General features: G+C 70.3%; 22 protein-coding genes. 9 read left to right on the plus strand and 13 right to left on the minus strand.

The features are described from left to right. Positions 1-3: 3 nt before the first annotated feature. The 9 genes from SSP08S_RS01760 to SSP08S_RS01800 form a co-directional block, all read right to left on the minus strand. Positions 4-1056: a 2-aminoethylphosphonate ABC transporter substrate-binding protein gene (locus tag SSP08S_RS01760; protein ID WP_019065852.1), complete on the minus strand. Its 1053-nt coding sequence runs from the start codon at positions 1054-1056 to the stop codon at positions 4-6. A gap of 39 nt (positions 1057-1095) precedes the next feature. Then, positions 1096-1893: an ABC transporter permease gene (locus tag SSP08S_RS01765; protein ID WP_019065853.1), complete on the minus strand. Its 798-nt coding sequence runs from the start codon at positions 1891-1893 to the stop codon at positions 1096-1098. Next, positions 1880-2722, minus strand: a complete 843-nt coding sequence (locus SSP08S_RS01770; RefSeq protein ID WP_019065854.1) for a 2-aminoethylphosphonate ABC transporter permease subunit — start codon at positions 2720-2722, stop codon at positions 1880-1882. Before SSP08S_RS01770 ends, SSP08S_RS01765 begins: the two co-directional genes overlap by 14 nt. Then, entirely contained in the window at positions 2715-3758 is a 1044-nt protein-coding gene (locus tag SSP08S_RS01775) for an ABC transporter ATP-binding protein (RefSeq protein ID WP_019065855.1), read from the minus strand. Before SSP08S_RS01775 ends, SSP08S_RS01770 begins: the two co-directional genes overlap by 8 nt. Continuing rightward, positions 3755-4420 (minus strand): phosphonatase-like hydrolase, encoded by a 666-nt coding sequence (locus tag SSP08S_RS01780; protein WP_019065856.1) that lies wholly within the window; start codon positions 4418-4420, stop codon positions 3755-3757. The genes SSP08S_RS01775 and SSP08S_RS01780 overlap by 4 nt, the downstream gene beginning before the upstream one ends. A gap of 7 nt (positions 4421-4427) precedes the next feature. After that, positions 4428-5552, minus strand: a complete 1125-nt coding sequence (locus SSP08S_RS01785) for a TIGR03364 family FAD-dependent oxidoreductase (RefSeq protein WP_026178097.1) — start codon at positions 5550-5552, stop codon at positions 4428-4430. A 132-nt stretch (positions 5553-5684) separates the two neighbouring features. After that, on the minus strand, positions 5685-6440 hold the full coding sequence (locus SSP08S_RS01790) for a GntR family transcriptional regulator (protein WP_019065858.1): 756 nt from the start codon (positions 6438-6440) through the stop codon (positions 5685-5687). Positions 6441-6472: 32 nt separating this feature from the next. Then, entirely contained in the window at positions 6473-7243 is a 771-nt protein-coding gene (locus SSP08S_RS01795; RefSeq protein ID WP_019065859.1) for a hypothetical protein, read from the minus strand. Positions 7244-7397: 154 nt separating this feature from the next. Beyond that, positions 7398-8603: an ROK family transcriptional regulator gene (locus tag SSP08S_RS01800; protein WP_043259225.1), complete on the minus strand. Its 1206-nt coding sequence runs from the start codon at positions 8601-8603 to the stop codon at positions 7398-7400. Between the two features lie 56 nt (positions 8604-8659). Between SSP08S_RS01800 and SSP08S_RS01805 the strand changes: the two genes are divergently transcribed. From SSP08S_RS01805 to SSP08S_RS01815, 3 genes are all read left to right on the plus strand, one after another. Then, positions 8660-9745, plus strand: coding sequence for a Gfo/Idh/MocA family oxidoreductase (locus tag SSP08S_RS01805; RefSeq protein ID WP_019065861.1), 1086 nt, complete (start codon positions 8660-8662; stop codon positions 9743-9745). Next, entirely contained in the window at positions 9742-10272 is a 531-nt protein-coding gene (locus SSP08S_RS01810; protein ID WP_019065862.1) for a heme-degrading domain-containing protein, read from the plus strand. Before SSP08S_RS01805 ends, SSP08S_RS01810 begins: the two co-directional genes overlap by 4 nt. Before the next feature lie 69 nt (positions 10273-10341). Then, entirely contained in the window at positions 10342-11208 is an 867-nt protein-coding gene (locus tag SSP08S_RS01815; RefSeq protein WP_019065863.1) for an LLM class F420-dependent oxidoreductase, read from the plus strand. Between the two features lie 7 nt (positions 11209-11215). Here SSP08S_RS01815 and SSP08S_RS01820 read toward each other — a convergent pair whose 3' ends face one another. The 3 genes from SSP08S_RS01820 to SSP08S_RS01830 form a co-directional block, all read right to left on the minus strand. After that, positions 11216-13324, minus strand: coding sequence for an acyltransferase family protein (locus SSP08S_RS01820; protein ID WP_019065864.1), 2109 nt, complete (start codon positions 13322-13324; stop codon positions 11216-11218). Between the two features lie 67 nt (positions 13325-13391). Then, positions 13392-14249 (minus strand): fumarylacetoacetate hydrolase family protein, encoded by an 858-nt coding sequence (locus SSP08S_RS01825; RefSeq protein WP_026178098.1) that lies wholly within the window; start codon positions 14247-14249, stop codon positions 13392-13394. A gap of 132 nt (positions 14250-14381) precedes the next feature. Next, the gene (locus SSP08S_RS01830; protein WP_019065866.1) at positions 14382-14918 is read right to left on the minus strand and encodes a winged helix-turn-helix transcriptional regulator; all 537 of its coding nucleotides are present in this window, start codon (positions 14916-14918) and stop codon (positions 14382-14384) included. Positions 14919-14986: 68 nt separating this feature from the next. Between SSP08S_RS01830 and SSP08S_RS01835 the strand changes: the two genes are divergently transcribed. Next, positions 14987-16384, plus strand: a complete 1398-nt coding sequence (locus SSP08S_RS01835; RefSeq protein ID WP_019065867.1) for an MFS transporter — start codon at positions 14987-14989, stop codon at positions 16382-16384. A 4-nt stretch (positions 16385-16388) separates the two neighbouring features. Here the strand turns inward: SSP08S_RS01835 and SSP08S_RS01840 are convergent, their stop codons facing one another. Then, positions 16389-17186, minus strand: coding sequence for a class E sortase (locus tag SSP08S_RS01840; protein WP_019065868.1), 798 nt, complete (start codon positions 17184-17186; stop codon positions 16389-16391). 241 nt (positions 17187-17427) lie between these two features. Between SSP08S_RS01840 and SSP08S_RS01845 the strand changes: the two genes are divergently transcribed. The 5 genes from SSP08S_RS01845 to SSP08S_RS58945 all read left to right on the plus strand — a co-directional run bounded on the left by SSP08S_RS01845 (position 17428) and on the right by SSP08S_RS58945 (position 23597). Continuing rightward, the gene (locus tag SSP08S_RS01845; RefSeq protein ID WP_019065869.1) at positions 17428-18903 is read left to right on the plus strand and encodes a glycoside hydrolase; all 1476 of its coding nucleotides are present in this window, start codon (positions 17428-17430) and stop codon (positions 18901-18903) included. 35 nt (positions 18904-18938) lie between these two features. Next, positions 18939-20138 carry an MFS transporter gene (locus SSP08S_RS01850; protein ID WP_019065870.1) on the plus strand — a complete coding sequence of 400 codons (1200 nt, stop codon included), beginning with the start codon at positions 18939-18941 and terminating at the stop codon, positions 20136-20138. Positions 20139-20292: 154 nt separating this feature from the next. Next, entirely contained in the window at positions 20293-21312 is a 1020-nt protein-coding gene (locus SSP08S_RS01855) for an SEC-C domain-containing protein (RefSeq protein WP_019065871.1), read from the plus strand. Positions 21313-21470: 158 nt separating this feature from the next. Further along, the gene (locus SSP08S_RS01860) at positions 21471-21872 is read left to right on the plus strand and encodes a very short patch repair endonuclease (protein WP_019065872.1); all 402 of its coding nucleotides are present in this window, start codon (positions 21471-21473) and stop codon (positions 21870-21872) included. Between the two features lie 489 nt (positions 21873-22361). Continuing rightward, positions 22362-23597, plus strand: coding sequence for a DNA cytosine methyltransferase (locus SSP08S_RS58945; protein ID WP_078532306.1), 1236 nt, complete (start codon positions 22362-22364; stop codon positions 23595-23597). Positions 23598-23605: the final 8 nt, after the last annotated feature.

Below are 23605 nucleotides of genomic sequence, written 5' to 3' on the forward strand. Positions count from 1 at the left end.
CGGTCAGCTTCCGGTGGCCTCCTGCCACGACTCGACGTACGAGGTCAGGTTCTTGTCGATCTCGGTCCAGTCCGGCCGGAAGATCTCGACGCCGTCCATCAGCTTGGTCAGGGCCGTCGCGTTGGCGTCGGTGACCTTGACGTCCCGGCGGGCGCTGAAGCCGCCGCCGATCGAGCTGACCTGCTGCTGGGCGGTGCGGCTCAGCATGTAGTCGAGGAGCTTCTTTCCGTTGGCGCTGTGCGGTGCCTTGGTGACGAGACCGGCCGCGTACGGGAGGGCGAAGGTGGTGGGCTTTCCGCCCTGCTTCGCCGGGAACCAGATGGCGAGGTTCGGCATGGTCTTGGACTGGGCGTAGTTCATCTGCACATCGCCGTTGGCGACGAGCAGTTCGCCCTTGTCGACCTTGGGCGCGAGCTTGCCGGTGGAGGCGGAGGGGCCGACGTTGTTGGACTGGAGCTTCTTCAGATAGGCGAGGGCCCGGTCCTTGCCGCCGAAGTCGTGGATCGCCTTGATCAGTACGGCGGTTCCGTCGCCGGCGACTCCGGGTGTGGAGTACTGGAGCTTGTTCTTGTACTTGCCGTCGAGCAGTTCCTCCCAGGTGGTGGGCGCCTGGGTGAGCTGCTTCTTGTTGTAGACGAACCCGAAGTAGTTGTTGACGACGGAGGTCCAGGTGCCGTCACCGGCCTTGTCGGCGGTGCTCACCTGGTCGGCGCCCGCCGGGGCGTACTTCTGCAACAGCCCCTTGCTGTCGGCCTGTTGGATGAACGGCGGGAGGGTGACCAGGACGTCGGCCTGCGGGTTGGTCTTCTCGCGGACGGCGCGCTGCACCATCTCGCCGGAGCCGCCCTCGACGTACTCGACCTTGATGCCGGTCTGCTTCTGGAAGTCCTTGAAGATCTCGTCGTACCAGCCGTCGCCGTTCTCGCCCTTGAGGCCGTCGGCGCTGTAGACGGTGACGACCTTGGCGTCGGCGGCGGCGGAGGTTCCGCCGCAGGCGGTGAGGGGTGCGGCCAGCAGACAGAGGGCTATGGCGGCGGTGAGGCTGTTTCTGGGCATGGCGAGGCCAACTCCTGGCGTTTCAGAGGTGTTTGAGGGTCAGCGGTACGAGGCTCTGGTACGGACGCGGGAGACGACGAGCAGGACGAGCAGGGTCGCCGTCATCAGGACCACGGCGAGCGCGGACCCGGCGAAGAGGGCGCCGCGGTCGGTGGCCGAGTAGATCAGGACCGGAAGCGTGGTCCAGTCGGGCGGATAGAGCATCATCGTGGCGCTCAACTCGCCCATGGACAGGGCGAAGCAGAGGCCCGCGGCGGCGGTGAGCGAGGGCAGCAGCAGCGGCAGCCGGATGCGCCACAGGACGTACACGGGCCGGGCGCCGAGGGAGGCGGCGGCCTGTTCGTAGGCCGGGTCGAGGCGGACGAGCGCCGCGGACACGGACTGGTAGGCGAAGGCGGTCACGAGCACGGTGTGGGCGACGATCACGATCCACCGGGTGCCGTTGAGCAGCAGCGGCGGCTTGGAGAACGCGACCAGGATCGCGAGTCCGACCACGACGGACGGCACGGCGACCGGCAGCACGAACAGGGCGTCCAGCAGCCTGCGTTGACGTTTCTTGAGCCCGGCGGCGGCGAGCGCCGCCCAGGTGCCGAGCGCGAGCGCGAGCAGGCTCGCGGTGAGGGCGGTGACCAGGCTGGTGGTGAGCGCCTGGAGGGACTCGCCGCGGGTGGCTGCGGTGTAGTGGGCGGTGGTGAAGCCGGAGGGCAGCACGCCCGACCAGTTGGTGGCGAAGGAGGCACCGAGCACGACGAGCAGCGGCAGCGCGAACAGCGGCAGGAAGAGAACGAGGAAGACCAGCCACACGGCCCACTTCGCCTTGCGGCTATGCACCAGCACGACGGCTCACCACCCGGTAGAGGCCGTAAAGCCCCACGGATATAAGGACGTTGACGACGGCGACCACACACGCGCCCGAATAGTCCGACTCCAGGATCGCCTTGCTGTAGACGAGCATCGGGAGAGTCGTGACGCCTTTCGCGCCGGTGAACAGCACGATCCCGAACTCGTTGAGACACAGGACGAGTACGAGACTCCCGCCGGCGGCGAGCGCGGGCAGCGCCTCCGGCAGGATCACCTGCCGCACGATCCTCGGCGCCCGCGCCCCGAGACTCGATGCCGCCTCCAACTGCGCGGTGTCCAGTTGCGAGAACGCCGCGAGCAGCGGCCGCATCACGAACGGCGTGAAGTACGTGACCTCCGCGAGCAGCACCCCCCAGGGCGTGGCGAGGAACTGGAACGAGCCGACGATGCCGGTCGTGCCGTAGATGAAGAGCAGCGCGAGCGTGATCAGGAAGGAGGGGAAGGAGAGGTAGACGTCGATGAACCGCGAGACGGTCCTCGCGCCGGGGAACGGCACGAAGGCGATGACCAGCGCGAGCACGAACCCGAGGACCAGACACCCGACGGTGGAGGCGACGGCGATCCAGACGGTGGTCCAGAGGGCGGTGCGGAACAACTCCGAGGAGAAGACGTCGGCGTAGGCGGAGACCGGCTGAAAGGACTGCCGAACAATGAGGGCGAGGGGGTAAAGGAAGAAGAGGGTCAGGATGAGAACCGGCGCCAGGGCAACCCCCCAGGGGCGCGGGGCCGTATTCGATTTGCGGCTACCGCCGCGTGGGCGCGACCAGCCCCCACCGGCCCGCACCCGACGAACCACTTCACTCATCGCCAACTCCAACGGCCAGCAACACCGCATCCTCCGGCGCGAAATGCAACGTCACCGCATCCCCATGGACAGGCGGCTTCTTCAACTCCGGTACGTCAGCCACAACCCGATGCCCATTCACCCCGACGTACAGCCGATGCGTAGCCCCCCGCCACTGCACTTCGCTCACCGTCCCGGACAGCTGATTGGGCCCGGCCCCCAGGCCGACCAGATGCGGCCGTACGCACAAGGTCGCCGCTCCCGGCACGACCCCGCGCACCTCGATCCGCTGCTCCCCGAAGAACACCCCCCGCTCCCCCACCGTCACCGGCAACAGGTTCGCGCTCCCGACAAAGCCCGCCGTGAACTCGCTCTTCGGCGCCCGGTACAGCTCGCGCGGCGTCCCGCACTCCTGGAGGCGGGCCCGGTCCATGACGGCGATGCGGTCGGCCAGGGTGAGGGCCTCGACCTGGTCGTGGGTGACGTAGAGGATCGAGACCTCGGGCAACTCCCGGTGCAGCCGGGCGAGTTCGGCGAGCATGCCGGAGCGGAGCCGCGCGTCGAGCGCGGAGAGGGGTTCGTCGAGGAGGAGGACGCCGGGCCGGATCGCCAACGCGCGGGCGATCGCGACGCGTTGCTGCTGGCCGCCGGACAACTCGCGGGGATAGCGGCGCCCGTACTCCGCCATCCCGGTCAGCTCCAGGGCCTCGGCGACCCGGGGCCGGATCTCGCCCCTGGCGACCTTCTGGGCCTTGAGTCCGAAGGCCACGTTGTCCTCGACCCGCAGGTGCGGGAAGAGGGCGTACTGCTGCACCACCATCCCGACGCCGCGCCGGTACGGCGGCAGGTCCGTCACGTCGCGTCCGCCGAGGAACACCCGCCCGGACACCGGCCGTACGAAGCCGGCGACCGCCCGCAGCGCGGTGGTCTTGCCGGAGCCGGACGGTCCGAGCAGCGCCATGACCTCGCCGGGTTCGACGGCGAGGTCGAGGGCGTCGAGGACGACGGTGCCGTCGTAGGCGACGGTGACCGAGTCGAAGCGGATGCCGCCGGTCATCCGAGGACTCCCGGCAACTGGCCTACGCCGTCCAGCACTTGGGTCGCTCCGGCGGTCCGCAGCGCGTGGGTGTCGTGCGCTCCGGTGAGGACACCGGCGACCACGCCCGCTCCGGCGCGGACCCCGCTGAGCATATCGTACGAGGTGTCGCCGACGACGGCCATCTGTTCTACGGCGTCGGCGGCGCCCGTCCGCAGGAACGCGGTGAGGACCATGTCCGGGTACGGGCGCCCCCGGCCCCCGGCGTCGGCGGGGCAGAGGGTGAGGTCCGCGAGGTCCTGCCAGCCGAGGGCGGCCAGGATCGCGTCCTGGGTGGGGCGGGCGAAGCCGGTCGTCAACACCACTGTGCGGCCTTGTGACTTGAGGGTCTCGATGGTCTCGCGGGCGTCGGGCAGGGCCGTGACCCGGCCGGCGTCGACGAGGTCCGCGTACGCCGCCTCGAAGGCCTTGTTGGCTTCCTGGGCCTGCGCTTCCGTCCCGAACAGATGGCGGAAGACGGAGATCTTGGACTCGCCCATGGTGGCGCGGACGTAGTCGAGCATGTCGGCGGGTTCCGCGCCCAGGTGCCGGGCCGCGGCGGCGAACGCCTCCTCGACGAGGCCGCCGTCGGCGACGGTGGTGCCGGCCATGTCGAGGACGACGAGACGGATATCCGGATTCATGGGTGGCTCACCAGTCCAGTTCGTTCGCGGTGGTTTCGGCGATCGCCGGGGAGCAGGTCATGCCGCGTCCGCCGGGGCCGGTGACCAACCACACGCCGTCGCGCACCTGTTGGCGGTGGACGACCCGGGCGGGGTCGGTGCACTGCGCGTACACGCCGGCCCAGCGGCGGCGGATCTTCGGGAGGGGGCGGCCGAGCAGTGACTCGACGACCTCGGTGAGGTGGTCGTAGGGGTCCTCGACGGTGTCGAAGGCGAAGGGGTGCTCGTACTCGTGGGTGTCGCCGATGGTCAGGCCGCCGTCGGCGCGCTGCACCATGAGGAGTTGCATGGCGTGCGCGGCCGCGGTCGGCAACTGCGGCTGATGCGCGGCGAGTTGGTCGAGAGCGGGGCCCCGGTAGGCGGGGTAGTAGCGCAAGCTGTCCGCGTCGGCGACCGAGGTGGGGAGTGGTTCGCCGAGTGGGTCGGTCTGCATCATCTGCAGGCGGACCCGGCGGACGGGGAGTTGGGGTCCGGCGAGTTCGCGGACGAGTCCGCCGAGCCAGGCGCCCGTGCACAGGATCACGGCGTCGGCGGGGTGCACGTCCCCGTGGTCGTCGCGTACGACGTGTTCGCCGACGACCTCGCGGACCTCACGCCCGGGCAGGAAGGTGTAGTTCCGGGACTTCGACAGCTCTGCGCGCAGGGCGAGTTGGGCGGTGCGGGGTTCGACGGCCGCGTCCCGTTCGCAGTACAGGGCGGCGGTGAAGTCGCCGCGCAGGGCGGGGTTGAGGGCGCGGGCCTCGGCCGGGGTGAGGAGCTTGTAGCCGCGGGCGGCCGAGTCCTCGCGGGCCACGGCGGCCTCGGCGACGGCGAGTTCGCGCTCGCCGCGGACCGGGATCAGCGAGCCGTTGGCGCGGAAGCCGAGCCCGGGGACGCGGGCGCCGATCTCCTCCCACAACTCCCGTGCCCGCAGGGCGGTTTCGAGTTCCTCGCCGCCCGCGCGGCCGCTGACCCAGATCTGCCCGAAGTTGCGCAGGGACGCGCCGCGAGCCTCCGTCTCGCGCTCGATCTGGACGACCTCATGGCCGCGTTCCACCGCTTGCCAGGCGTGCATGGTGCCGACCACACCGCCTCCGACGACTGTCACTCTCACGACGGCCACGCTCCTCGGGATCCGGGAACCGGAAAGGTCCGGCTCCCAACGAGAGCGTGAACGAGCCATCACATTTGGGCTAGACCCGTTATCTATTCGTGATCGATGTGGAGTGGGTGGCGTGCGTGTTGTTCAGCCCGTGTGGTGGGTGGTGAAGGAGAAGCGGTCGCCCCGGTAGAGGCCACGCACCCGTTCCAGCGGCTGGCCGTCCGTGTCCCTCGACACGCGGTGGATCAGCAGCATCGGGAGGGCGGGCGGGGTGCCGATGAGCAGGGCCTCGCGCGGGGTGGCGAGCACGGTCTCGATGCGTTCGTCGGCGTCGCCGAAGCGGATGCCACGGGCGCCCAGGTAGCCGTAGAAGGAGGAGTCGGGGTCGAAGTCGGTGTCCAGGTGCGGGAGTCGGGCGACGGAGACGTAGATGCTTTCGAGGCCGACCCGCTCCTCGTCGGCGAGCAGGACGCGCTCCAGGTGCCAGACGGGTTCGCCGCGGGTCAGTCCGGTCTCGGCGGCGAGCGCGGCGGGGCAGGGGAAGCGGTCGAGGGTGACGAGGCTGCGGCCCGGGGTGCGCCCCTGTCGTCGTACGCCCTCGGTGTAGCTGGCCAGGGACAGCGGCTGCTCCATCTTGGGTCCCGCGACGACCGTGCCCCGGCCCTGCCGGCGCAGCCTGCCCTCCAGGACGAGTTCGCGCAGCGCCTGGCGGACGGTCTCGCGGGCCACCTCGTACCGCTCGGTGAGGTCGCGCTCGGTGGGGATCAGCGCGCCCTCCCCCAACTCGTCGACGAGCGCGGCGATTTGGGCCTTCACCGCGTAGTACTTGGGGATGCGGCCGTGCTCCGGGATGCCGGAGCGGACGGGGGCGCCGGGGGCCTGGTCGTTCGGGTAGTCCACGCGGAGATGGTCGCAGAAACGACGTCCCGCGTTTATCGGCGCCTCCGGGCCAGCAGCAGGGCGCCGGTGGTGACGAGAAGGACGGAGGTGGCGGCGAGGACGAGGTGGGCGGTGCCGATTCCGGTGCGGGCGAGTTCGTCGGTGAAGGAGAGGTCCTCGGCGGGCGCGGTCGCGGCGGGGGTCGTGGTGGGGGCGGTGGGTGTGCCGGCTTCCGGGGCCGCCGCCTCGACGTCGAAGCGGTAGTCGTTCGACTGGCCGACCCAGTCGCCGTCGTCGGCGTGGCGTTGTACGACGGCCGCGTTGGCGGTGATCTCGTTCGGTCCGGTGTCGGGGGCGAGGGCGAGGCGCACCTTGACCGTGAGGGTCTTGCCGGGGTCGACGGTGAAGCCCGGGAAGCCGTCGTCGAAGGCGCCGACGAGTTCGGCCTCGTCGGTCGTGGCGAAGCGGACGGGGTGCGGGCGCGCGCCGGTGCCGTCGTAGAAGTCGAGTCTGGGCTGGGCGGGCTTCAGGGCGCGCTGCTGGTCGACGAGGACGACGACCGGGTGGATCGCGGTGCAGCGGCGGGCGGTGGTGTTGGTGAGGTCGAGGTACCAGATGCCGTAGTCGCCGCCGGCCTCGTAGGTGTCGGGGCCGTCGTGGATGCGGGTGGTGAGCGGGAAGGTGCGGGCGCCGGGGGCGGCGCAGCCGGGGGTGGTGTCGGCGGCGTGGGCCGGTGGGGCGGTGACGAGGAGGGGGGCGGCTGCGGCGAGGCAGAGGGACAGGGCTGTGCGCAGTGGGGTGCGCGGTCTCAGGGGCAGTCGCATAAGCACATGAGCGTGCCGGAGACGGGGGCCGCTGGAGGGTGACGCGGCCGTAGGTGTGCCTCGAACGGGCGCGGATTTGTGCCTCGAACGGGCGCGGATCTGTGCCTCGAACGGGCGCGGCACCCTTCCTGCCGCTTTCCCCCCGCCGGACGGCCTACCCGTCCGCCCGCCCGAACAGCGGTCCGAGCAGCAGCTGCGCCGCCCCCTCCGCCACGCCCCGCCCCCCGCCGGAGGCGACCCGCACCGGTACGGCGGCCTCGCCCGCGCCCTCGCGCCGGGCGCGTTCGCCGAGGACGGCGGCGACTCCGCGGACGAAGGGCTCCGGGTCGGCTGCGACGGTACGGCCGCCCAGCAGCACGAGGTCGATGTCGAGCAGGCCCACGAGGTTCGCGGCGCCCGCACCGAGCACCCGCGCCGCCTCGTCCAGCTCCCCGCGCGCTACGGCGGCCAGGCACAGGGCCTCGATACAGCCCCGGTTTCCGCAGCCGCAGGGCGGCCCGTCCAGCTGGATGACCTGGTGCCCGAACTCCCCGGCCCCGGTCCGCGCGCCCCGGTGCACGCCCCCGCCGATCACCAGCCCGGCGCCGAGTCCCGTACCGAGATGCAGATAGGCGAAGGCCCCGCCCTCCCCGCCGACGGCCAGCCCGAGCGCGGCGGCGTTCGTGTCCTTGTCGACGACCACCGGCACCCCGAGCCGCCGCGAGAGCGCGTCCCGCAGTGGAAACCCGTCCCACTCGGGGAATCCGGTGACGCGATGCAGCACACCGTGGATGTGGTCGAGGGGCCCGGGCAGGGCGACTCCGACGCCGAGCAGGTGACCGCGGGCGGCGAGCGGGGCGGGCGCGAGGCGTGCGAGCGGGGCGGACGTGGGACGCGCGGGGTCGCCGTCCCCCGCCTCCCCCACCAGCGCCTCGACCTCCCGGGCCACTCCCTCCACGACCACCGCGGCGCCCGCCCCCAGATCCAGCGGGGCGCTCCGCTCCCCGACCACCGTCCCGGTGAGATCGACAAGGACGACCCGCAGCTCGTCCCGGTCCAGATGCACGCCGACCGCGTGACCGGCCTCCGGGACCAGGCGCAGTACCGTGCGCGGTTTGCCGCCGGTGGAGGCGCGGCGGCCCGCCTCCGTGACGAGGCCGGGTTCCCGCAGCCGGGCCGTGATCTTGCTGACGGCCTGAGGGGTGAGCCCGGTGCGGTCGGCGAGTTCGAGCCGGCTGATCCCGTCGGGACCAGCGGTCCGCAGCAGATCGAGCACCAGCGCGGTGTTGTGACTGCGCACGGCGAGCAGATTCGCCCCCACCGCACCGGCCCCCGCACCCGCCGTCGATCCGGCTCCACTCCCGCTCCGCGCACTGTTCACTCCCCCATTCTCCCCACCACTTGCACTTTGGCAACAGCGTTGCGAAAGTGGAGGGCATGACTGGACGCACCACTCGCACACCCCTCCGCGTCGGCCTCGTCGGCTACGGCCTCGCGGGCTCCGTCTTCCACGCCCCGCTGATCGCCGCCACCGAGGGCCTCGCCCTCGACACGGTCGTCACCTCGAACCCGGAGCGCCAGGACCAGGCCCGCGCCGAGTTCCCGGACGTCCGCATCGCCGCGTCCCCGGACGAACTCCTGGACCGCGCCGCCGAGTTGGACCTGATCGTCATCGCGTCGCCGAACAAGACGCATGTCGCGCTCGCGACGAGCGCCCTGAAGGCCGGTCTGCCGGTCGTCGTGGACAAGCCGATCGCCGGCACGGCGGCCGAGGCCCGCGAGCTGGCGGCCCTCGCCGAGCAGCACTCGCTCCTCCTCTCCGTCTTCCAGAACCGCCGCTGGGACAACGACTTCCTGACCCTGCGCAAGCTGCTGGCCGAGGGCGAGCTGGGTGACGTATGGCGCTTCGAGTCCCGTTTCGAGCGCTGGCGCCCGCAGCCCAAGGGCGGCTGGCGCGAGTCCGGCGACCCGGCAGAGATCGGAGGTCTCCTCTACGACCTCGGCAGCCATGTCGTCGACCAGGCGCTGACCCTCTTCGGGCCGGTGACCTCCGTGTACGCCGAGTCGGACATCCGCCGCCCGGGCGCGGAGACGGACGACGACACGTTCATCGCGCTGACCCACGCGAACGGCGTCCGCTCACACCTGTACGTCTCCGCGACCACCGCCCAACTCGGCCCGCGTTTCCGGGTGCTGGGCTCCAAGGCGGGCTACGTCAAGTACGGCCTCGACCCCCAGGAGGCGGACCTGCGGGACGGCAAGCGCCCGGGCACGACGCCCAGCTGGGGCGAGGAGCCCGAGTCGCTCTACGGCCGGGTCGGCTCCGGCGAGTCTCCCCTCACCGGCGGTGGCCGCCCCGAACCCACCCTCCCCGGTGACTACCCCGCGTACTACGCGGCCGTCGCCGCCGCCCTCCGCGACGGCGCCCCCAACCCGGTGACCGCCCTGGAGGCGGCCGCCGCCCTCGACGTTCTGGAAGCCGCGCGCCGCAGCGCCCGAGACGGAGTGACGGTGACCCTGTGACCCAGCACAAGCCCGCGATCACCCAGCGGATCGCCCCCGAGATCACCCCGACGGTGGAGGAACTCGAAGCACAGGAACGCCGGTTGGTGTTCCAGCACTTCACCTTCGACGACGCGTGGGAGCTGGGTTCCCTCCTCGTGGAACTGGCCCGTGAGAGCCAGGCCCCGGTCGCCGTCGACATCCGCCGCGCCGGCCAGCAGCTCTTCCACGCCGCGCTGCCGGGCTCAAGCCCCGACAACGACGCCTGGATCGACCGCAAGCGCAGGGTCGTCGAGCGCTTCGGCGCCGCCTCCTACCTGGTCGGCACCCGCTTCCGCGCCAAGGGCACCACCTTCGAGGACTCCTCCCGCCTCGACCCCGACGAGTACGCGGCCCACGGCGGCTCGTTCCCGATCAGGGTCGACGGCGTCGGCGTCATCGGCACGGTGACGGTGAGCGGCCTGCCGCAACTGGAGGACCACCGGTTCGTGGTGGCGGCGTTGGAACAGTTCCTGGACGACGACACGAAGGACGAGGACCGGAATTAACCCCGGGCGCCCTCCGGTTGGGACTGTCCAGCACGTTCAGCGCATCCGACACCGGAGGGAACGGGACCGATGAGCAGTGCCCTGAAGGAGACAGTCGGCCGGTACGGCATCTGGAGCGTGGCTCTGCGCTCCGAAGATCCGTCCCGGCAGGGCGAGTTGGCCGAGGCCACGGCCGAGCTGGAGCAACTCGGGTACGGCGCGGTGTGGTTGGGCGGCAGCAGCGCCGCCCGCAACGCCGTACCGCTCATCGAGGCGACGTCACGGATCGTCTTCGGGACCAGCATCCAGAGCATCTGGCAGTACCCGGCGGCCGAGAGCGCGGCGAGCTTCGCCGAACTGGAGCGGGCCCACCCCGGCCGCTTCCTGCTCGGCCTCGGAGTGGCCCACGCCAGGAACACGGCCGGGTACCGCCGCCCGTACTCGGCCCTGGTCGAATACCTGGACGCCCTGGACACGGCCGGCGTACCCGCGGACCGCCGTCTCCTCGCCGCGCTGGGCCCGAGGACGATCGAACTGGCCCGGGACCACGCGGCCGGCTCGATCCCCTACCTGGTCACCCCGGAGCACACGGCGCGCTCCCGCGAGATCCTGGGCGAAACACCGCTGCTGGCACCGGAGTTGAAGGTCGTCCTGGAGACGGATCCCACCCGCGCCCGCACCCTGGCCCGCGAAGCGCTCGCCCCCTACCTCGCGCTCCCGAACTACACCGGCAACTTCCTGCGCAACGGCTTCACCGACAACGACATCACGGACGGCGGCAGCGACCGCCTGGTCGACGCGGTGTTCGCGTGGGGCGAGGAGACCCGGATCCGGTCCCGGATCGACGAGTTCCTCGCGGCGGGCGCGGACCACGTGGCACTACAGGTGGTGGACGGCGCCTCACGCGAGTCCCTCCCCCGCGAGGCATGGCGCACCCTCGCTTCTCTGCTGGCCTGAACCGGGGTCACCCTCCGACGACCCCCAGCTTCCCCAACTCCTGTCCCAGCACCGGTGTCAGCGCCTCGGCGTAGGTCTCCGCCATGTGGCTCTCGTCCCGGTAGACGAAGGTGTCGCCGACGGCCACGGGGCAGCGGCCCGACATGGGGCACAGCCAGGGCTTCGGGTCGATCACCGTGGCGCCGGACCGGAGGGCGCCCTGACGGTTGGCCTCGCGGAGGGTGCGGTTCTTGGTCGCGTCGCGCCGGTCCTGCTCGCACTTCTCCAGCCGCAGGGGGTGGGTCGACGCGCATTCGACGGGGTCGCCCTGCGGCCAGGGGGTGTCGAGCACGACGGCCACGTGGTCCGCGGCGCGGGTCAGGCGGTCGTAGACGCGCGCGTAGCCCGCCGTCCACTCGGCCGACGGGTCCTGCATCGGCTTGTACGGCGCGGCCACCTCGGAGGAGGAGGCCACGACGAGCATCGGGTGCAGGTCGGCGATCCGGTCCAGCGCGTCCTTCCGCCAGGTGTCGCAGGAGGTGTACGGGCCGTGGTTGTTGATGATCGTGATGTCGGCCGTCTTGCAGGACGACTTCGTCAACGACACGAGTTTCCAGCCGTATTCGCGGCTCAGCTTCTCCAGCGCCGGGAACCACTGGGCGGCATGCGAGTCGCCGTAGAGGACGACGACCTTGGTGGACGAGGGGTCCCCGTAGACGCAGGCGGGTGAGCGGGTGACGACGTAGTTGAGGTGGCAGCTGTCCAGGTAGACGGCCGAGCGCTTCGCCTTGATGGCGGTGAGTTCCGGGGACAGGTTGCCCGGCAGCGCGGTCTCGGCGCCGTCGAGGAGGTCGGCGAGCCGGGCCTGGGGGTCGGACGCCTTCGTGAGGGCCTCGGCCAGACCAGGCACACGGGAGGTGGAGCCGATCGCCGGCGGGAAGGACGTCGAGACGACGGCGACGGACACGACCGTCGCGGACAGTGCGAGGCCCAACCACACGGCCACCGTGGGTCGTTGACGCAGCGCGCCGCTGAACCGGACCGGGTTCTCCACCAGGCGCAGGCTCACCCGGGCCAGCGCCAGGGCCACCGCGCACAGCGCGAGGTTCGTCCGGGGCCCGGCCGCCCGTTCCAGCGCCATGGGGCCGATCACCAGCAGCGGCCAGTGCCAGAGGTACCAGCCGTAGGAGAGGTCACCCAGCCGGGCCAGGGGGCGCACCCCGACCAGCCGAGAGGGCGCGGACGGGGCGGCGGCGCCGCAGCCGCCCGCTATCACCAGGGCGGCGCCGAGCACGGGCAGCAGCGCGAAATGGCCGGGGAACGGGGTGTCGGCGTCGTACAGCGTCGCCGCCGCGGCGATGCCGGCCAGCCCCAACCACACGCCGGCGGCTGCCAGTTGGCGCGGAAGCCGGTCGAGTGACCCGGCACCGAAGGCCAGCAGGGCTCCGACGCCCAGTTCCCACAGCCGCGTGTGCGGACCGAAGTACGCCCAGGACGGCGAGACTTCGGTCGCCCGGACGCCCAGGACGTACGACACCAGGCACAACACGCCCAGCGGCAGGGCCCGTAGCCGTGGACGCCGTATCAACTTCCAGCTGACCAGCAGGAGCAGGGGCCACAGGAGGTAGAACTGCTCCTCCACGGACAGCGACCACAGGTGCTGGAAGGGCGAGGGCGAGCTGCCCTCGCGCAGGTAGTCGGTGCCCGACCGCGCGAGGTCGACGTTCACGAAGTACAGCGCGCCCGCCGCCGCGTCGTGCATGAACTCGGCGTAGCGGATCTTCGAGGCGAAGAGCCGGCAGCCCAGGATGGTGGCCAGCGACACCAGGGTCGCCAGCGGGAGGATGCGCACGGCACGGCGGGCGTAGAAGCGCCGCAGGGAGAGCGAGCCGGTGCGCTCCGTCTCGCGCAACAGGCCCGAGGTGATGAGGAATCCGGAGATCACGAAGAAGACGTCGACCCCGACATAGCCGCCGGCGACGTGCCGGACTCCGGAGTGCGCCAGCACGACGAGTGTGACGGCGAGGCCGCGCAGCCCTTGTATGTCGGGCCGCAGCGGTGGCCTCGCCGCAGGAGCGGGCCGCGGGTCCGGTGCCGTGTCGCGCGCCGGACCGGCGGCCGTCGGGGTGTACGTCATACCCGGAACTGTCCTACAGGCGAAGGGCGTTCCGATGATTCACATCACAATGGTTCCCCGTTGTTCGTCAGGCGTCCTTCAACTCCTGCCGCTGCCGCCCGAGTCCGGAGATCTCCAGTTCCACGACGTCCCCGGCCCGCAGGAACGGCTTCGGCTCGGGCCGCCCCATCGCAACCCCCGCCGGCGTACCGGTGTTGATGACGTCACCGGGGTACAGGGTCATGAACTGGCTTACGTAGCGCACCACTTCGGCGACCGGGAAGATCTGCTCCGCGGTCGTCCCGTCCTGCTTCAGCTCACCGTTGACCCACAACTTCAGCGAGAGCGCCTGCGGATCCGGCACCTCGTCGGACGTCACCAGCCACGGCCCCAGCGGGTTGAACGTCTCGCAGTTCTTCCCCTTGTCCCAGGTCCCGCCCCGCTCGATCTGGAACTCCCGCTCCGACACGTCGTGCGCGACCGCGTACCCCGCGACATGCGCGAGCGCCTCCTCGTGGGAGTCCAGGTAGCGGGCCGTACGCCCGATGACGACGGCGAGTTCGACCTCCCAGTCGGTCTTCACCGACTTCCGCGGGACGAGCACGGTGTCGTACGGCCCGACGACCGTGTCCGCCGCCTTGAAGAAGACGACCGGCTCGGCGGGCGGCTCGGCGCCGGTCTCGCGGGCGTGGTCGTGGTAGTTCAGCCCGATGCACACGACCTTGCCGATCCGCGCCAGCGGCGGCCCGACCCGCAGCCCGTCGGCGTCCAGCGCGGGCAGCGACCCCGCGTCGGCCGCCGCCCGGATCCGGCCGAGCGCGGCGCTGTCGGCGAGCAGCGGCCCGTCGATGTCCGGGACGATGCCCGACAGGTCCCGCAGGATCCCCTCGGCGTCGAGCAGCGCGGGCCGCTCCGCCCCTGCCGTACCGACTCGCAGCAGCTTCATCTTCACCATCTCCATCGATCGCGCGGGCGCCGTCGACCGACGGGTGCAGCCATCGGAGGACTGGTCGATCCTCCAAGCTCAAGGTCCAGTCCGCAATACCCGGTTCACGGACTGGACCGTGAACACCGACTCCTACTGCCCCGCTGCCGGTTCGCTCTCGAACGGCTGGAGCAGTCGGCGCGGCTTGAGGAGGGCGCGGCTGATCGGGTCCGCCGGGTTCGGGTCGAGGCCGGGGCCCGGGTCCACGAGGACGTCGGGGACGGGGACGACGAGCGCGCAGCGCGGGCACTCGCCGTACAGGCCGAGTTCGGTGCCGCAGTCGGCGTGCCGGAAGTAGCGCAGCTGCGGTTCGTCGAACTGCTCGCGGCCCCAGCGGCCGAGCGAGCGCAGCGTCGGCCACAGGGCGAGCGCGCGGTCCGTCGGGACGTACTCCTCGCGCGGCGGCGACTCCTGGTAGCGGCGCTTCTCGAGGATGCCCTCGGCGGTGAGCGCCTGGAGGCGGGCGGCGAGGACCGCGCGCGGGATGCCGAGGTGGACGAGGAAGTCGTTGTAGCGCCGTACGCCGTAGAGGGCGTCGCGGATGACGAGCAGCGTCCAGCGCTCGCCGACCACCTCCAGTGCCCGGGCGATCGAGCACTCCTGCGTCGCGTAGTCCTTGCCCAGTGCCATGCCGACCACCTTAGCCATTTTCCGACTCAAGGTTCAATGAACGAACCCACAGTGCTACGGTACTCCGCATGACTAGGTTCAGTGAACGAACCCTCTCCCCGGTTTCCGAAAAGCACGAGGTCACCGAGGCCGAGGCGCCCCGCCCCCGCGCCACCCTCGCCCTGACCAGCGCGGCCACCGCCGTAGCACTCATGACGTACACCGCGCCGATGGTCACGCTCCCCGACATCGCCGCCGCCCTGCACACCCCCCTCTCCGCCCAGGCCTGGCTGCTGAACGGCACCCCGCTGGGCCTCGCCGCGCTGCTCCTGGTCGCCGGCAGCCTCGCCGACGACTACGGCCGCCGCCGGATCTTCCTCGCCGGCACCTTCGCGCTCGGCATCACCACCGCGCTCTCCGCGCTCACCTCCTCGACCCTGCTGTTCACCCTGACCCGCATCGCGCAGGGCGCCTCCAGCGCGGCACTGCTCGCCAGCAGCCTGGGCCTGATCGTGCACGCCTTCCCGACCCCGCGCGGCCGGCTGCACGCGACCGGCGTCTGGGGCGCGTTCGTCAGCGGCGGCATAGCGGTCGGCCCCCTGGTGACGGGCGCGATGCCCGACTGGCGCCTCTCCTACGCCGTGCTCGGCGCCGCCGCCCTGGTGGTGGCCGCCCTCGGCGTCCGTTGGTTGTCCGAGTCCCGCGCGCCGCGAGGCGGACGCCCCGACCTGGCCGGGGCGGTCACCTTCGGGATGGCGCTGGTCGCCCTCGTGGCCGCACTCACACTCGGCCGCGACGGCTGGCTGCGGGCGCCGGTGGGCCTGCTGGCGCTGGCGGCCGTGCTGCTCGTCGGCGTGTTCGCGCTGGTGGAGCGCCGGGTCGCGACCCCGATGATCGACCTGAGTCTGCTGCGCCACCGCCTCTTCCTGGCGTCGTCGGCGGGCGGCCTGTTCACGGGCTTCGCGGTGATCGGCCTGTTCAGCTTCCTGCCGGCGCTGTTGCAGCAGACGCTGGGCCTGTCCGCGATCGACACGGCCTGGCTGTTCCTCCTCTGGTCGGGCCTGTCCTTCACGGTCGCCCTCCAGGCCCGCCGCCTCGCGGGCCGCGTCTCCTCCCGCCACCAACTCGCCCTGGGATTCCTGCTCCACGCGGCCGGCGTCCTGACCATGCTCGGCGCACTGGACTCCGGTTCCTGGACCCGGCTGCTGCCGGGCCTGGTCATCGCCGGGGTGGGCAGCGGCCTGCTGAACGCCGCGCTGCCGCTGCTGTCCGTGGAGTCCGTACCGGCGGCCCGGGCCGCGATGGGCTCCGGTGCGCAGCAGACCTTCCGCTACATCGGCTCCTGCGCGGGCGTCGCGCTGACGATCGCGATCGCCACGTCGGCGGGGAGCGGTCTCGCCCGCGGCGCGGACATCGCGATGGTCGTGTCGGCGGCACTCGCGGTGCTGGCGGCGGGGAGTGTGGTGGTCCTGCGCGAGCGGGCGTGAAGTGTCAACGGGGGCGTGTGGACTGGAGCGTGCCCCACACCGCCATGCGGTACCGGGAGGTGAACTCCGGGGTGCAGGTGGTGAGGGTGATGTAGTAGCCGGGCCGGCTGTAGCCGTAGGACGGCTTGACGGTCGAGCGCGGTATCGGACGGATGACGCCGGAGTCGGCGGCGGAGGTCTGCGGCAGGATCTTGTCGACCGTGTAGGTGTAGGTGGCCGTGCTCGTCTCGACCTGGACGGTGTCCTTGAGCCGCAGTCGCGGGAGATACCGGAAGGGTTCGCCGTGGGTGTTGCGGTGCCCGGCGAGCGCGAAGTTCCCTGCCTGGCCCGGCTGTTGGGTGCCGGGGTAGTGGCCGACGTACCCCTTGTTCAGCACGTTCCGCTTGCTGACGCCCTCCGCGATCGGGACGCGGAGGTGGAGGCGGGGGATGGTGAGGATGGCGTAGGCCTGGGAGGGGTGGGGGATGGTCGTGGATCCTCCGGATCCCGTGGTGGCGGTGGTGGTGGTCCGGTTCGGTGAACTGCCGTCGGCGGCACCCGTGTTGGCCGGTGTCGACGGCGATGTTGATGGCCGTGTCGACGATGGCGATGTCGGCGTCTGAGTCCCCCATTGCCGTTCCAGCGCCTGCACTTGGCGCTCCGCGCCCTGGCGGGCCTCCCGGTTGGTCCACCACAACTGCTGGACGACGAGCAGGAGCAGGACGACCCCGGCGGTGACGAGCAACTCGCCGCCGGTCCACAGGGCGCGTCGGCGCAGCGCACGGCGTCGACGGCTGTGCTGTTGCACGACGGGGACCCGCATGGGCGGCACGATAAGGGCGGGTTCCCGAACTCACCAGAGCCGTGGCTCCGTTGACCCTCCCGTTGTCACCGTCGTTGATGCGTGAAGGCCGCCGTTCGATCCTTCGTACACGGGTTTTAGAAAGGGGTGCCAGAACCCTCGACAACCCCAGGCACCACACCCGATGCTTCCTGGTGGCACGAGCCGGGGGGATGGCCGACGCCGGTGGGACGACCGGCGGTTGAGCGAATCGGGAGAAGAAATGATCCGACGCAGAACCCTGCTGGCCGCGGCGGGCGGTGGCCTCCTCGGCACCGCCCTGGCGACCGGTACCGCACGCGCCGACGCGACGATCGCGGTCAACCCGGCGACGAAGTACGGCACCTGGGAGGGCTGGGGCACCTCGCTCGCCTGGTGGGCGAACGTCTTCGGCGCCCGCGACGACTTCGCCGACATCTTCTTCACCACCAAGTCGACGACGTACAACGGCACTTCGCTCCCCGGCCTGGGCCTGAACATCGCCCGCTACAACCTCGGCGCGTGCAGCTGGAACTCGGTGAGCGGCGAGTCGATGGTCGCCTCCGCCAACATCCCCGCGTTCAAGCAGATCGAGGGCTACTGGCAGGACTGGAACAACGAGGACCCCACGTCCTCGGCCTGGAAGTGGACGGCGGACGCGACCCAGCGCGCGATGCTGGTGAAGGCGACGGCACGAGGCGCGACCACCGAGCTCTTCGCCAACTCCCCCATGTGGTGGATGTGTCTGAACCACAACCCGTCCGGCGCCTCGGGCGGCGGCAACAACCTCCAGTCCTGGAACTACCGCCAGCACGCCTCCCACTTGGCGGCCGTGGCCCTCTACGCGAAGAACAACTGGGGCGTGAACTTCGCGACGGTCGAGGCCTTCAACGAGCCCTCGTCGAGCTGGTGGACGGCGACCGGCACACAGGAGGGCTGCCACATGGACTCGACGGTCCAGGCAGCCGTACTCCCGTACGTCCGCAGCGAGTTGGACGCGCGCGGCCTGACGAGCACGAAGATCTCGGCCTCCGACGAGACGAGCTACGACCTGGCACGCACAACCTGGAGCTCTTTCTCCTCCACGACGAAGGGGTACGTCAACCGCGTCAACGTCCACGGCTACCAGGGCTCGGGCGGCCGTAGAGACCTGCTCTACACGGACGTGGTGACGACATCGGGCAAGGCCCTCTGGAACTCCGAGACGGGCGACAGCGACTCCACCGGCCTCACCATGGCGAGCAACCTGCTCTACGACTTCCGCTGGCTGCACCCCACGGCGTGGACGTACTGGCAGGTCATGGACCCGTCGTCCGGCTGGGCGATGATCGCGTACGACCAGAGCACGCTCACGGCCGGCGCGGTGCAGACGAAGTACTACGTGATGGCCCAGTTCAGCCGCCACATCCGCCCCGGCATGACGATCCTCGACACGGGCGTGAGCTACGCGGCGGCGGGCTACGACGCGTCGGCGAAGCGCTTGGTGATCGTCGCGGCGAACACGGGCTCGTCCTCGACGACCCTGACCTTCGACCTCTCCAAGTTCACGACGGTGGCGGGCGGTACGAGCGGCCTGGTCCCGCGGTGGAACACGGTGACGGGCGGCGGGGGCGACCTGTACACCTCCCACTCGGACACGTACCTCAGCGGCAAGACGGTGAGCGCGACGTTCGCGGCCGGGGCGGTGCAGACGTTGCAGATCGACGGGGTGGTGATCTGACCGCGCAGCACGAACTCCGGCACGGCGGTGGCCAGTTGGGCCTGCTGGCGCTGGCGCTCGGCGGTTTCGGAATCGGTCTCACCGAGTTCGTGATCGCCGGGCTGCTGCCGCAGGTGAGCCGCAGCCTGAACGTGTCGACGGCCGCCGCGGGTTGGCTGATCTCCGGCTACGCGCTGACGGTAGCGGTGGGCGCGATAGGGGTGACGGCGGTAACGGCTGGCCTACCGCGCAAACCGGTCCTGGTAGGCCTGGTGGCCCTGTTCGTCGCGGGCAACCTGCTCTGCGCGATCGCCCCGAACTACCCGACCATGCTCCTGGGCCGCGTCGTCGCCGCCCTCTGCCACGGCACGTTCTTCGGCATCGGCTCACTCGTCGCCCGCCGCCTGGTCCCACCCGAACGGGCCTCCCGAGCGGTCGCGATGATGTTCGCCGGCCTGACGGTGGCGAACGTCCTGGGCGTCCCCTTCGGCGCCCTCGTCGGCGAACGGTGGGGCTGGCGGGCGACGTTCTGGGCGATCACGGGGACGGGGGCGGTGGCTCTGGCGGCGATCGCGGTACTGGTGCCCGGCTGGGTGGGACGGGTGAGCGGGAGTGCAGGTCTGAGGGCGCAACTCCGCTCCTTCCGCTCGACCCAGGTATGGCTGACGCTGACGGCCACGGCTCTCGGCTACGGGGGCATGTTCGGCGCGTTCAGCTACCTCGCGTACACGTTCACCGAGGTCACGGGCTTCTCGACGACGGACGTCGCGTGGCTCCTGGTGGTCTACGGCACGGGCCTGGTCGTAGGCAACATCGCGGGCGGCCGGGGCGCGGACCACAACAGGGACGCGACACTGATCGTCTCGTTGGTGGGGCTAGCGGCAACGCTGACGGCCTTCGGCCTGCTGGCGAGCAGTCGCCCGGCGTCGGTGATCCTGGTCTTCCTGCTGGGCGTGTTCGGGTTCGCGACGGTCCCCGGGATGATCACGCGCGTGACGGACGCGGCGGGCGGGGTGCCACTGGCGGCCAGCGCGAATGTCTCCGCGTCGAATGTGGGGAACGCGGTGGGGGCGTGGCTGGGGGGCTTGGTGATCAGTGCGGGGTGGGGGTATACGGGGCCGTTGTTCGTGGGGGCGGGGATTGTGGGGGTGGGGGTGGCGGTCATGGGCTGGGCGGCGTGGACGGCACGCGCGGCGGGGTCGGCAGGGGCCACGGCGTTGGCGTCGGCGGAGGATGCGGTGGTGCAGCGGTCGTAAACCTGCTGGAGGCCCGGGAGCCACCCGGCGTTCCCGGCGGCCCGGCCTCCGCACGTCCGTCTCACACCTGCCCCACGTCTCTCTCACCGGCCGACCTGCGGATATCTCTGCCCTTGCCTCCATCTGCGCCGGCATCGGCAGTACCGTGTCGTTCATGCGCCCCGACACGCCCGCCGAGAACGTCGACCACCCCGCCGAAGCGGCCCGCCTGGAGCGGACGGCCGCCCGCTACCCCGAGGACGCCGAGGCCCTGCTCCTCCAGGCCGCGGCCCACCTGGAACTGGCCGGCGACCGCCCCGCCGCCACCGCGCTCTACGACCGCCTGCTGTCGTCGCCGGACACCCTGGAAACCCCCCACCTGGTACGAGCCCTCAAGGCCTCGAACCTCTGGGAGTACGGCCACGAGGCCGAGGCCAGGGCGATCATCGACGGCGTCCGCGCAGCGTCCCCACGCGATCCCGCCCCCTGGGTGATCGTCGCGGAGTCCCTTGAGTCCCACGACGAGTTGGAGGCGGCGCAGGAGACGTTCACGGAGGGGGTGAGTCTGTTGTTGACGGACGTACCCGAACCGCCGTACTCCACCCACCCGTTGCTGTTCGGCCGACACCGCGTACGGCGCATGCTGGGCGTGTCCCACGACGAGTGGGACACGCTGGCGGATTCCTTGCATTCGTCGTCCGTCTCCTTGGACGAGCTGCATGACCCGAAGCGGGTGTGGTCGCTGGGGTCGGACAACCCGGCGGAGCTCGAGGCCGAGATCTCTCGGTTGCGGGCGGAGCTGGGGGCGTTCCGGGAGGCGTTGTCCCGGCCGTTCCCGGTTGCTGTACTGCACTGGCCCGAGGGGGAGTTGGCGGAACTGGTGGGGTCGTATGCCTCGCTGGCCGAGGAGTACCCCTCGCACGAGGAGCACCTGGCGACGATAGAGGGGTCACTGCGCGAACTGGCGGCTTCGGGAACCCCGAACCTCGGGATCGTGACGGGGACGGTGCCTTCTTATGAGGCGTTCGCGGCGTCCGAGGGGGCTTCGCCGGGGGACGTTGACTTGCTGCCGCAGTATGCGACGACGTTGGCGGCGCGGGGGCGGGCTGTGGTGTGGCCTCCGCAGCGGGGGGCTTCTTGTTGGTGTGGGTCGGGTGACTCGTACGCGAGCTGTCATGGGGACCTGGGGGCCTGACGGTTCTCCAACAGGCCACTACCCCGACGCAGATGGGCCGCCGTCGTCCGAATCGGGCCGCATGGACTCGGCAGTCGATCGATCGAACCGATCCATGATCGCGAGGCACCGCCACCTTGAGCACGATGAAGCCGTCGTCTCCTGCCGTCTCAGCACGCATGAGCAGACAAGCCAGCAAGGACACGGCCGCCGAGCTCGCGGTCCGTCGGCTGCTGCACGCGGCCGGGCTGCGCTATCGCGTGGAGTATCCGGTGCCGGGCATAGCCCGTCGCCGGATCGATGTGGCCTTCACCTCGGTCAAGGTGGCCGTCCTGATCGACGGGTGCTTCTGGCACGGCTGTCCCGAACACGCGACGCAGCCCAAGTCGAACGCGGATTGGTGGCGGCAGAAGCTGGATCGCAACATGGCGCGTGACGCGGAGACCACTGAGCACCTCATCGCAGCTGGGTGGGAAGTCCTTCGGTTCTGGGAGCATGAAACGGCAGAGGGCGTGGCCGTGGCTGTCGCAGCGACGGTGAAACGGCGACGGGCCCAGCAGACACGGGGGACGAATCGATGAGTGGGCTGACGTTTTTCGATCTGTGCTCGGGGGCCTTCTCGACGTCGACCTGCTGTCCGCAGGACTACCCAGGGTGACGTCCAACGCAACTGCCGTTCGGGCCGAGTCGGGCGAGGGGGAACAGCAGCTGAAGAGGGGAGGCCGGAGGATGAACACCCACTCACTAGGAAACGAGACCGCCGGGTTCAACTTTCTTTGGGTACCGAACCGGGCAGCGAAGGCCTGGCCTGACTCTCATAGTCGACTAGATAGCCCCTGTTCCAGAGCTTCACCGAGGGCTGGGAGATCACCCGAAAGCAAGAATTGCCGATATCGGCAGTTCGAATGCCCCTTTACGTCGCTGGTGGGCGAAACGTTCGACTGGATCATCATCCTTACGATTCGCCCCCGAACGAAGAATCTCCAGGCCAGAGAAGCGGTCAGGAAATTTCCAGCAACAGCAGTACAGTGGAGGTATAGACCACCTTCGGCCGGCTACACTGTCACCCCATGACCCGAGCACCTCATCCACGCGCAAACCAGGACAATCCACCCGCCATTGTAGACCTGTTCGCAGGGCCGGGCGGCCTGGACATCGCGGCCGAGATGCTCGGCGTGCCCAGTATCGGCGTGGAGTGGGAGACATCAACTCGAGCGACCCGCCGCGCAGCTGGCCTACGCACCGCCAAGATCCGCGACGTGGCAGAACTGAACCCGCTGGACCCCGAGGTTCGCTCAGCCCGCGTCCTCACCGGAGGTCCGCCCTGCCAGACCTTCTCGGTGGCAGGTAACCGCGAAGGGCACGAAGCCCTTGGAGTAGTGAAGCGCTTGGCGCTACTCGTGGGACAGAGCGAGACCGTCGAGCAACTGGAGAGTGCTTGGGCGGTGGTGGAACGAGCAGCCGACGAACTGGAATGGACCGACGAGCGCACTGGGCTCGTGCTCCAACCCTTGCGGTGGATTGTCGAGAAAAAGCTCAAGTCCAACCCCTACGAGGTCGTGGTGCTGGAGCAGGTCCCCACCGTTCTGCCTGTTTGGAAGAGATACTGCGAGATCCTTCAAGAGCTCGGCTACGACGCAGACTGCGACATTCTTCGCACCGAAGAATATGGGGTGCCACAGACACGCCGTCGTGCAGTATTGATCGCCCGCTACCATGGGAATAGTGAAGGCCAGGACGTTGAGTTCCCTGACGTGACTCATCAGCGCTATCGCAAGGGAATAGAACGCCTCCCTGCGGTGCCTGAATCCACAACACCAATCAGTACTCCGCAACAGAGCGGGCTCTTCGAAACACCGGACCACGTCGACGAGTCTAAGATTCAACCTTGGGTTTCCATGGGCGATGCGCTCGGTGACTCACGTTCGGGAGACTTCGTCGTCGTCTCCAATTACGGATCAGGCGGCGACCCTAAAAGACGAGGACGCCGCACCTCCAACTCGCCGGCCGCGACCGTCACCGGCAAGGTCCGCCGCAACAAAGTGTTCGACCTCAAAGGCTTCGACGCGGACGGTGAGCCTGAACTGGGCGCAGAACAAGAGCGTTTCACATTCCGGGAGGCCGGGCTGCTGCAGACCTTCCCGGTGAACTACCCATGGCAGGGTACCGACATCGCACAGCAGATCGGCAACGCGATCCCGCCCCTCTTGGCCGTGCATGTCCTGAGCACAGCACTACAACTGGAGGAAGGCCGCAAGCAGCGAGCCATCGAAGCATTCAAGACTTGGCGTCCTGGGCACTCGTAGGATGGGGG

This window comes from Streptomyces hokutonensis (assembly GCF_000376565.1).
Classification (GTDB): domain Bacteria; phylum Actinomycetota; class Actinomycetes; order Streptomycetales; family Streptomycetaceae; genus Streptomyces; species Streptomyces hokutonensis.

Bases quoted from the DNA above. Each gene is read 5' to 3' on its own strand.
- SSP08S_RS01760 (WP_019065852.1), bottom strand. From the start codon at position 1,056: ATGCCCAGAAACAGCCTCACCGCCGCCATAGCCCTCTGTCTGCTGGCC.
- SSP08S_RS01770 (WP_019065854.1), bottom strand. From the start codon at position 2,722: ATGAGTGAAGTGGTTCGTCGGGTGCGGGCCGGTGGGGGCTGGTCGCGC.
- SSP08S_RS01775 (WP_019065855.1), bottom strand. From the start codon at position 3,758: ATGACCGGCGGCATCCGCTTCGACTCGGTCACCGTCGCCTACGACGGC.
- SSP08S_RS01780 (WP_019065856.1), bottom strand. From the start codon at position 4,420: ATGAATCCGGATATCCGTCTCGTCGTCCTCGACATGGCCGGCACCACC.
- SSP08S_RS01795 (WP_019065859.1), bottom strand. From the start codon at position 7,243: ATGCGACTGCCCCTGAGACCGCGCACCCCACTGCGCACAGCCCTGTCC.
- SSP08S_RS01805 (WP_019065861.1), top strand. From the start codon at position 8,660: ATGACTGGACGCACCACTCGCACACCCCTCCGCGTCGGCCTCGTCGGC.
- SSP08S_RS01815 (WP_019065863.1), top strand. From the start codon at position 10,342: ATGAGCAGTGCCCTGAAGGAGACAGTCGGCCGGTACGGCATCTGGAGC.
- SSP08S_RS01820 (WP_019065864.1), bottom strand. From the start codon at position 13,324: ATGACGTACACCCCGACGGCCGCCGGTCCGGCGCGCGACACGGCACCG.
- SSP08S_RS01825 (WP_026178098.1), bottom strand. From the start codon at position 14,249: ATGAAGCTGCTGCGAGTCGGTACGGCAGGGGCGGAGCGGCCCGCGCTG.
- SSP08S_RS01830 (WP_019065866.1), bottom strand. From the start codon at position 14,918: ATGGCACTGGGCAAGGACTACGCGACGCAGGAGTGCTCGATCGCCCGG.
- SSP08S_RS01835 (WP_019065867.1), top strand. From the start codon at position 14,987: ATGACTAGGTTCAGTGAACGAACCCTCTCCCCGGTTTCCGAAAAGCAC.
- SSP08S_RS01840 (WP_019065868.1), bottom strand. From the start codon at position 17,186: ATGCGGGTCCCCGTCGTGCAACAGCACAGCCGTCGACGCCGTGCGCTG.
- SSP08S_RS01845 (WP_019065869.1), top strand. From the start codon at position 17,428: ATGATCCGACGCAGAACCCTGCTGGCCGCGGCGGGCGGTGGCCTCCTC.
- SSP08S_RS01855 (WP_019065871.1), top strand. From the start codon at position 20,293: ATGCGCCCCGACACGCCCGCCGAGAACGTCGACCACCCCGCCGAAGCG.
- SSP08S_RS01860 (WP_019065872.1), top strand. From the start codon at position 21,471: ATGAGCAGACAAGCCAGCAAGGACACGGCCGCCGAGCTCGCGGTCCGT.
- SSP08S_RS58945 (WP_078532306.1), top strand. From the start codon at position 22,362: ATGACCCGAGCACCTCATCCACGCGCAAACCAGGACAATCCACCCGCC.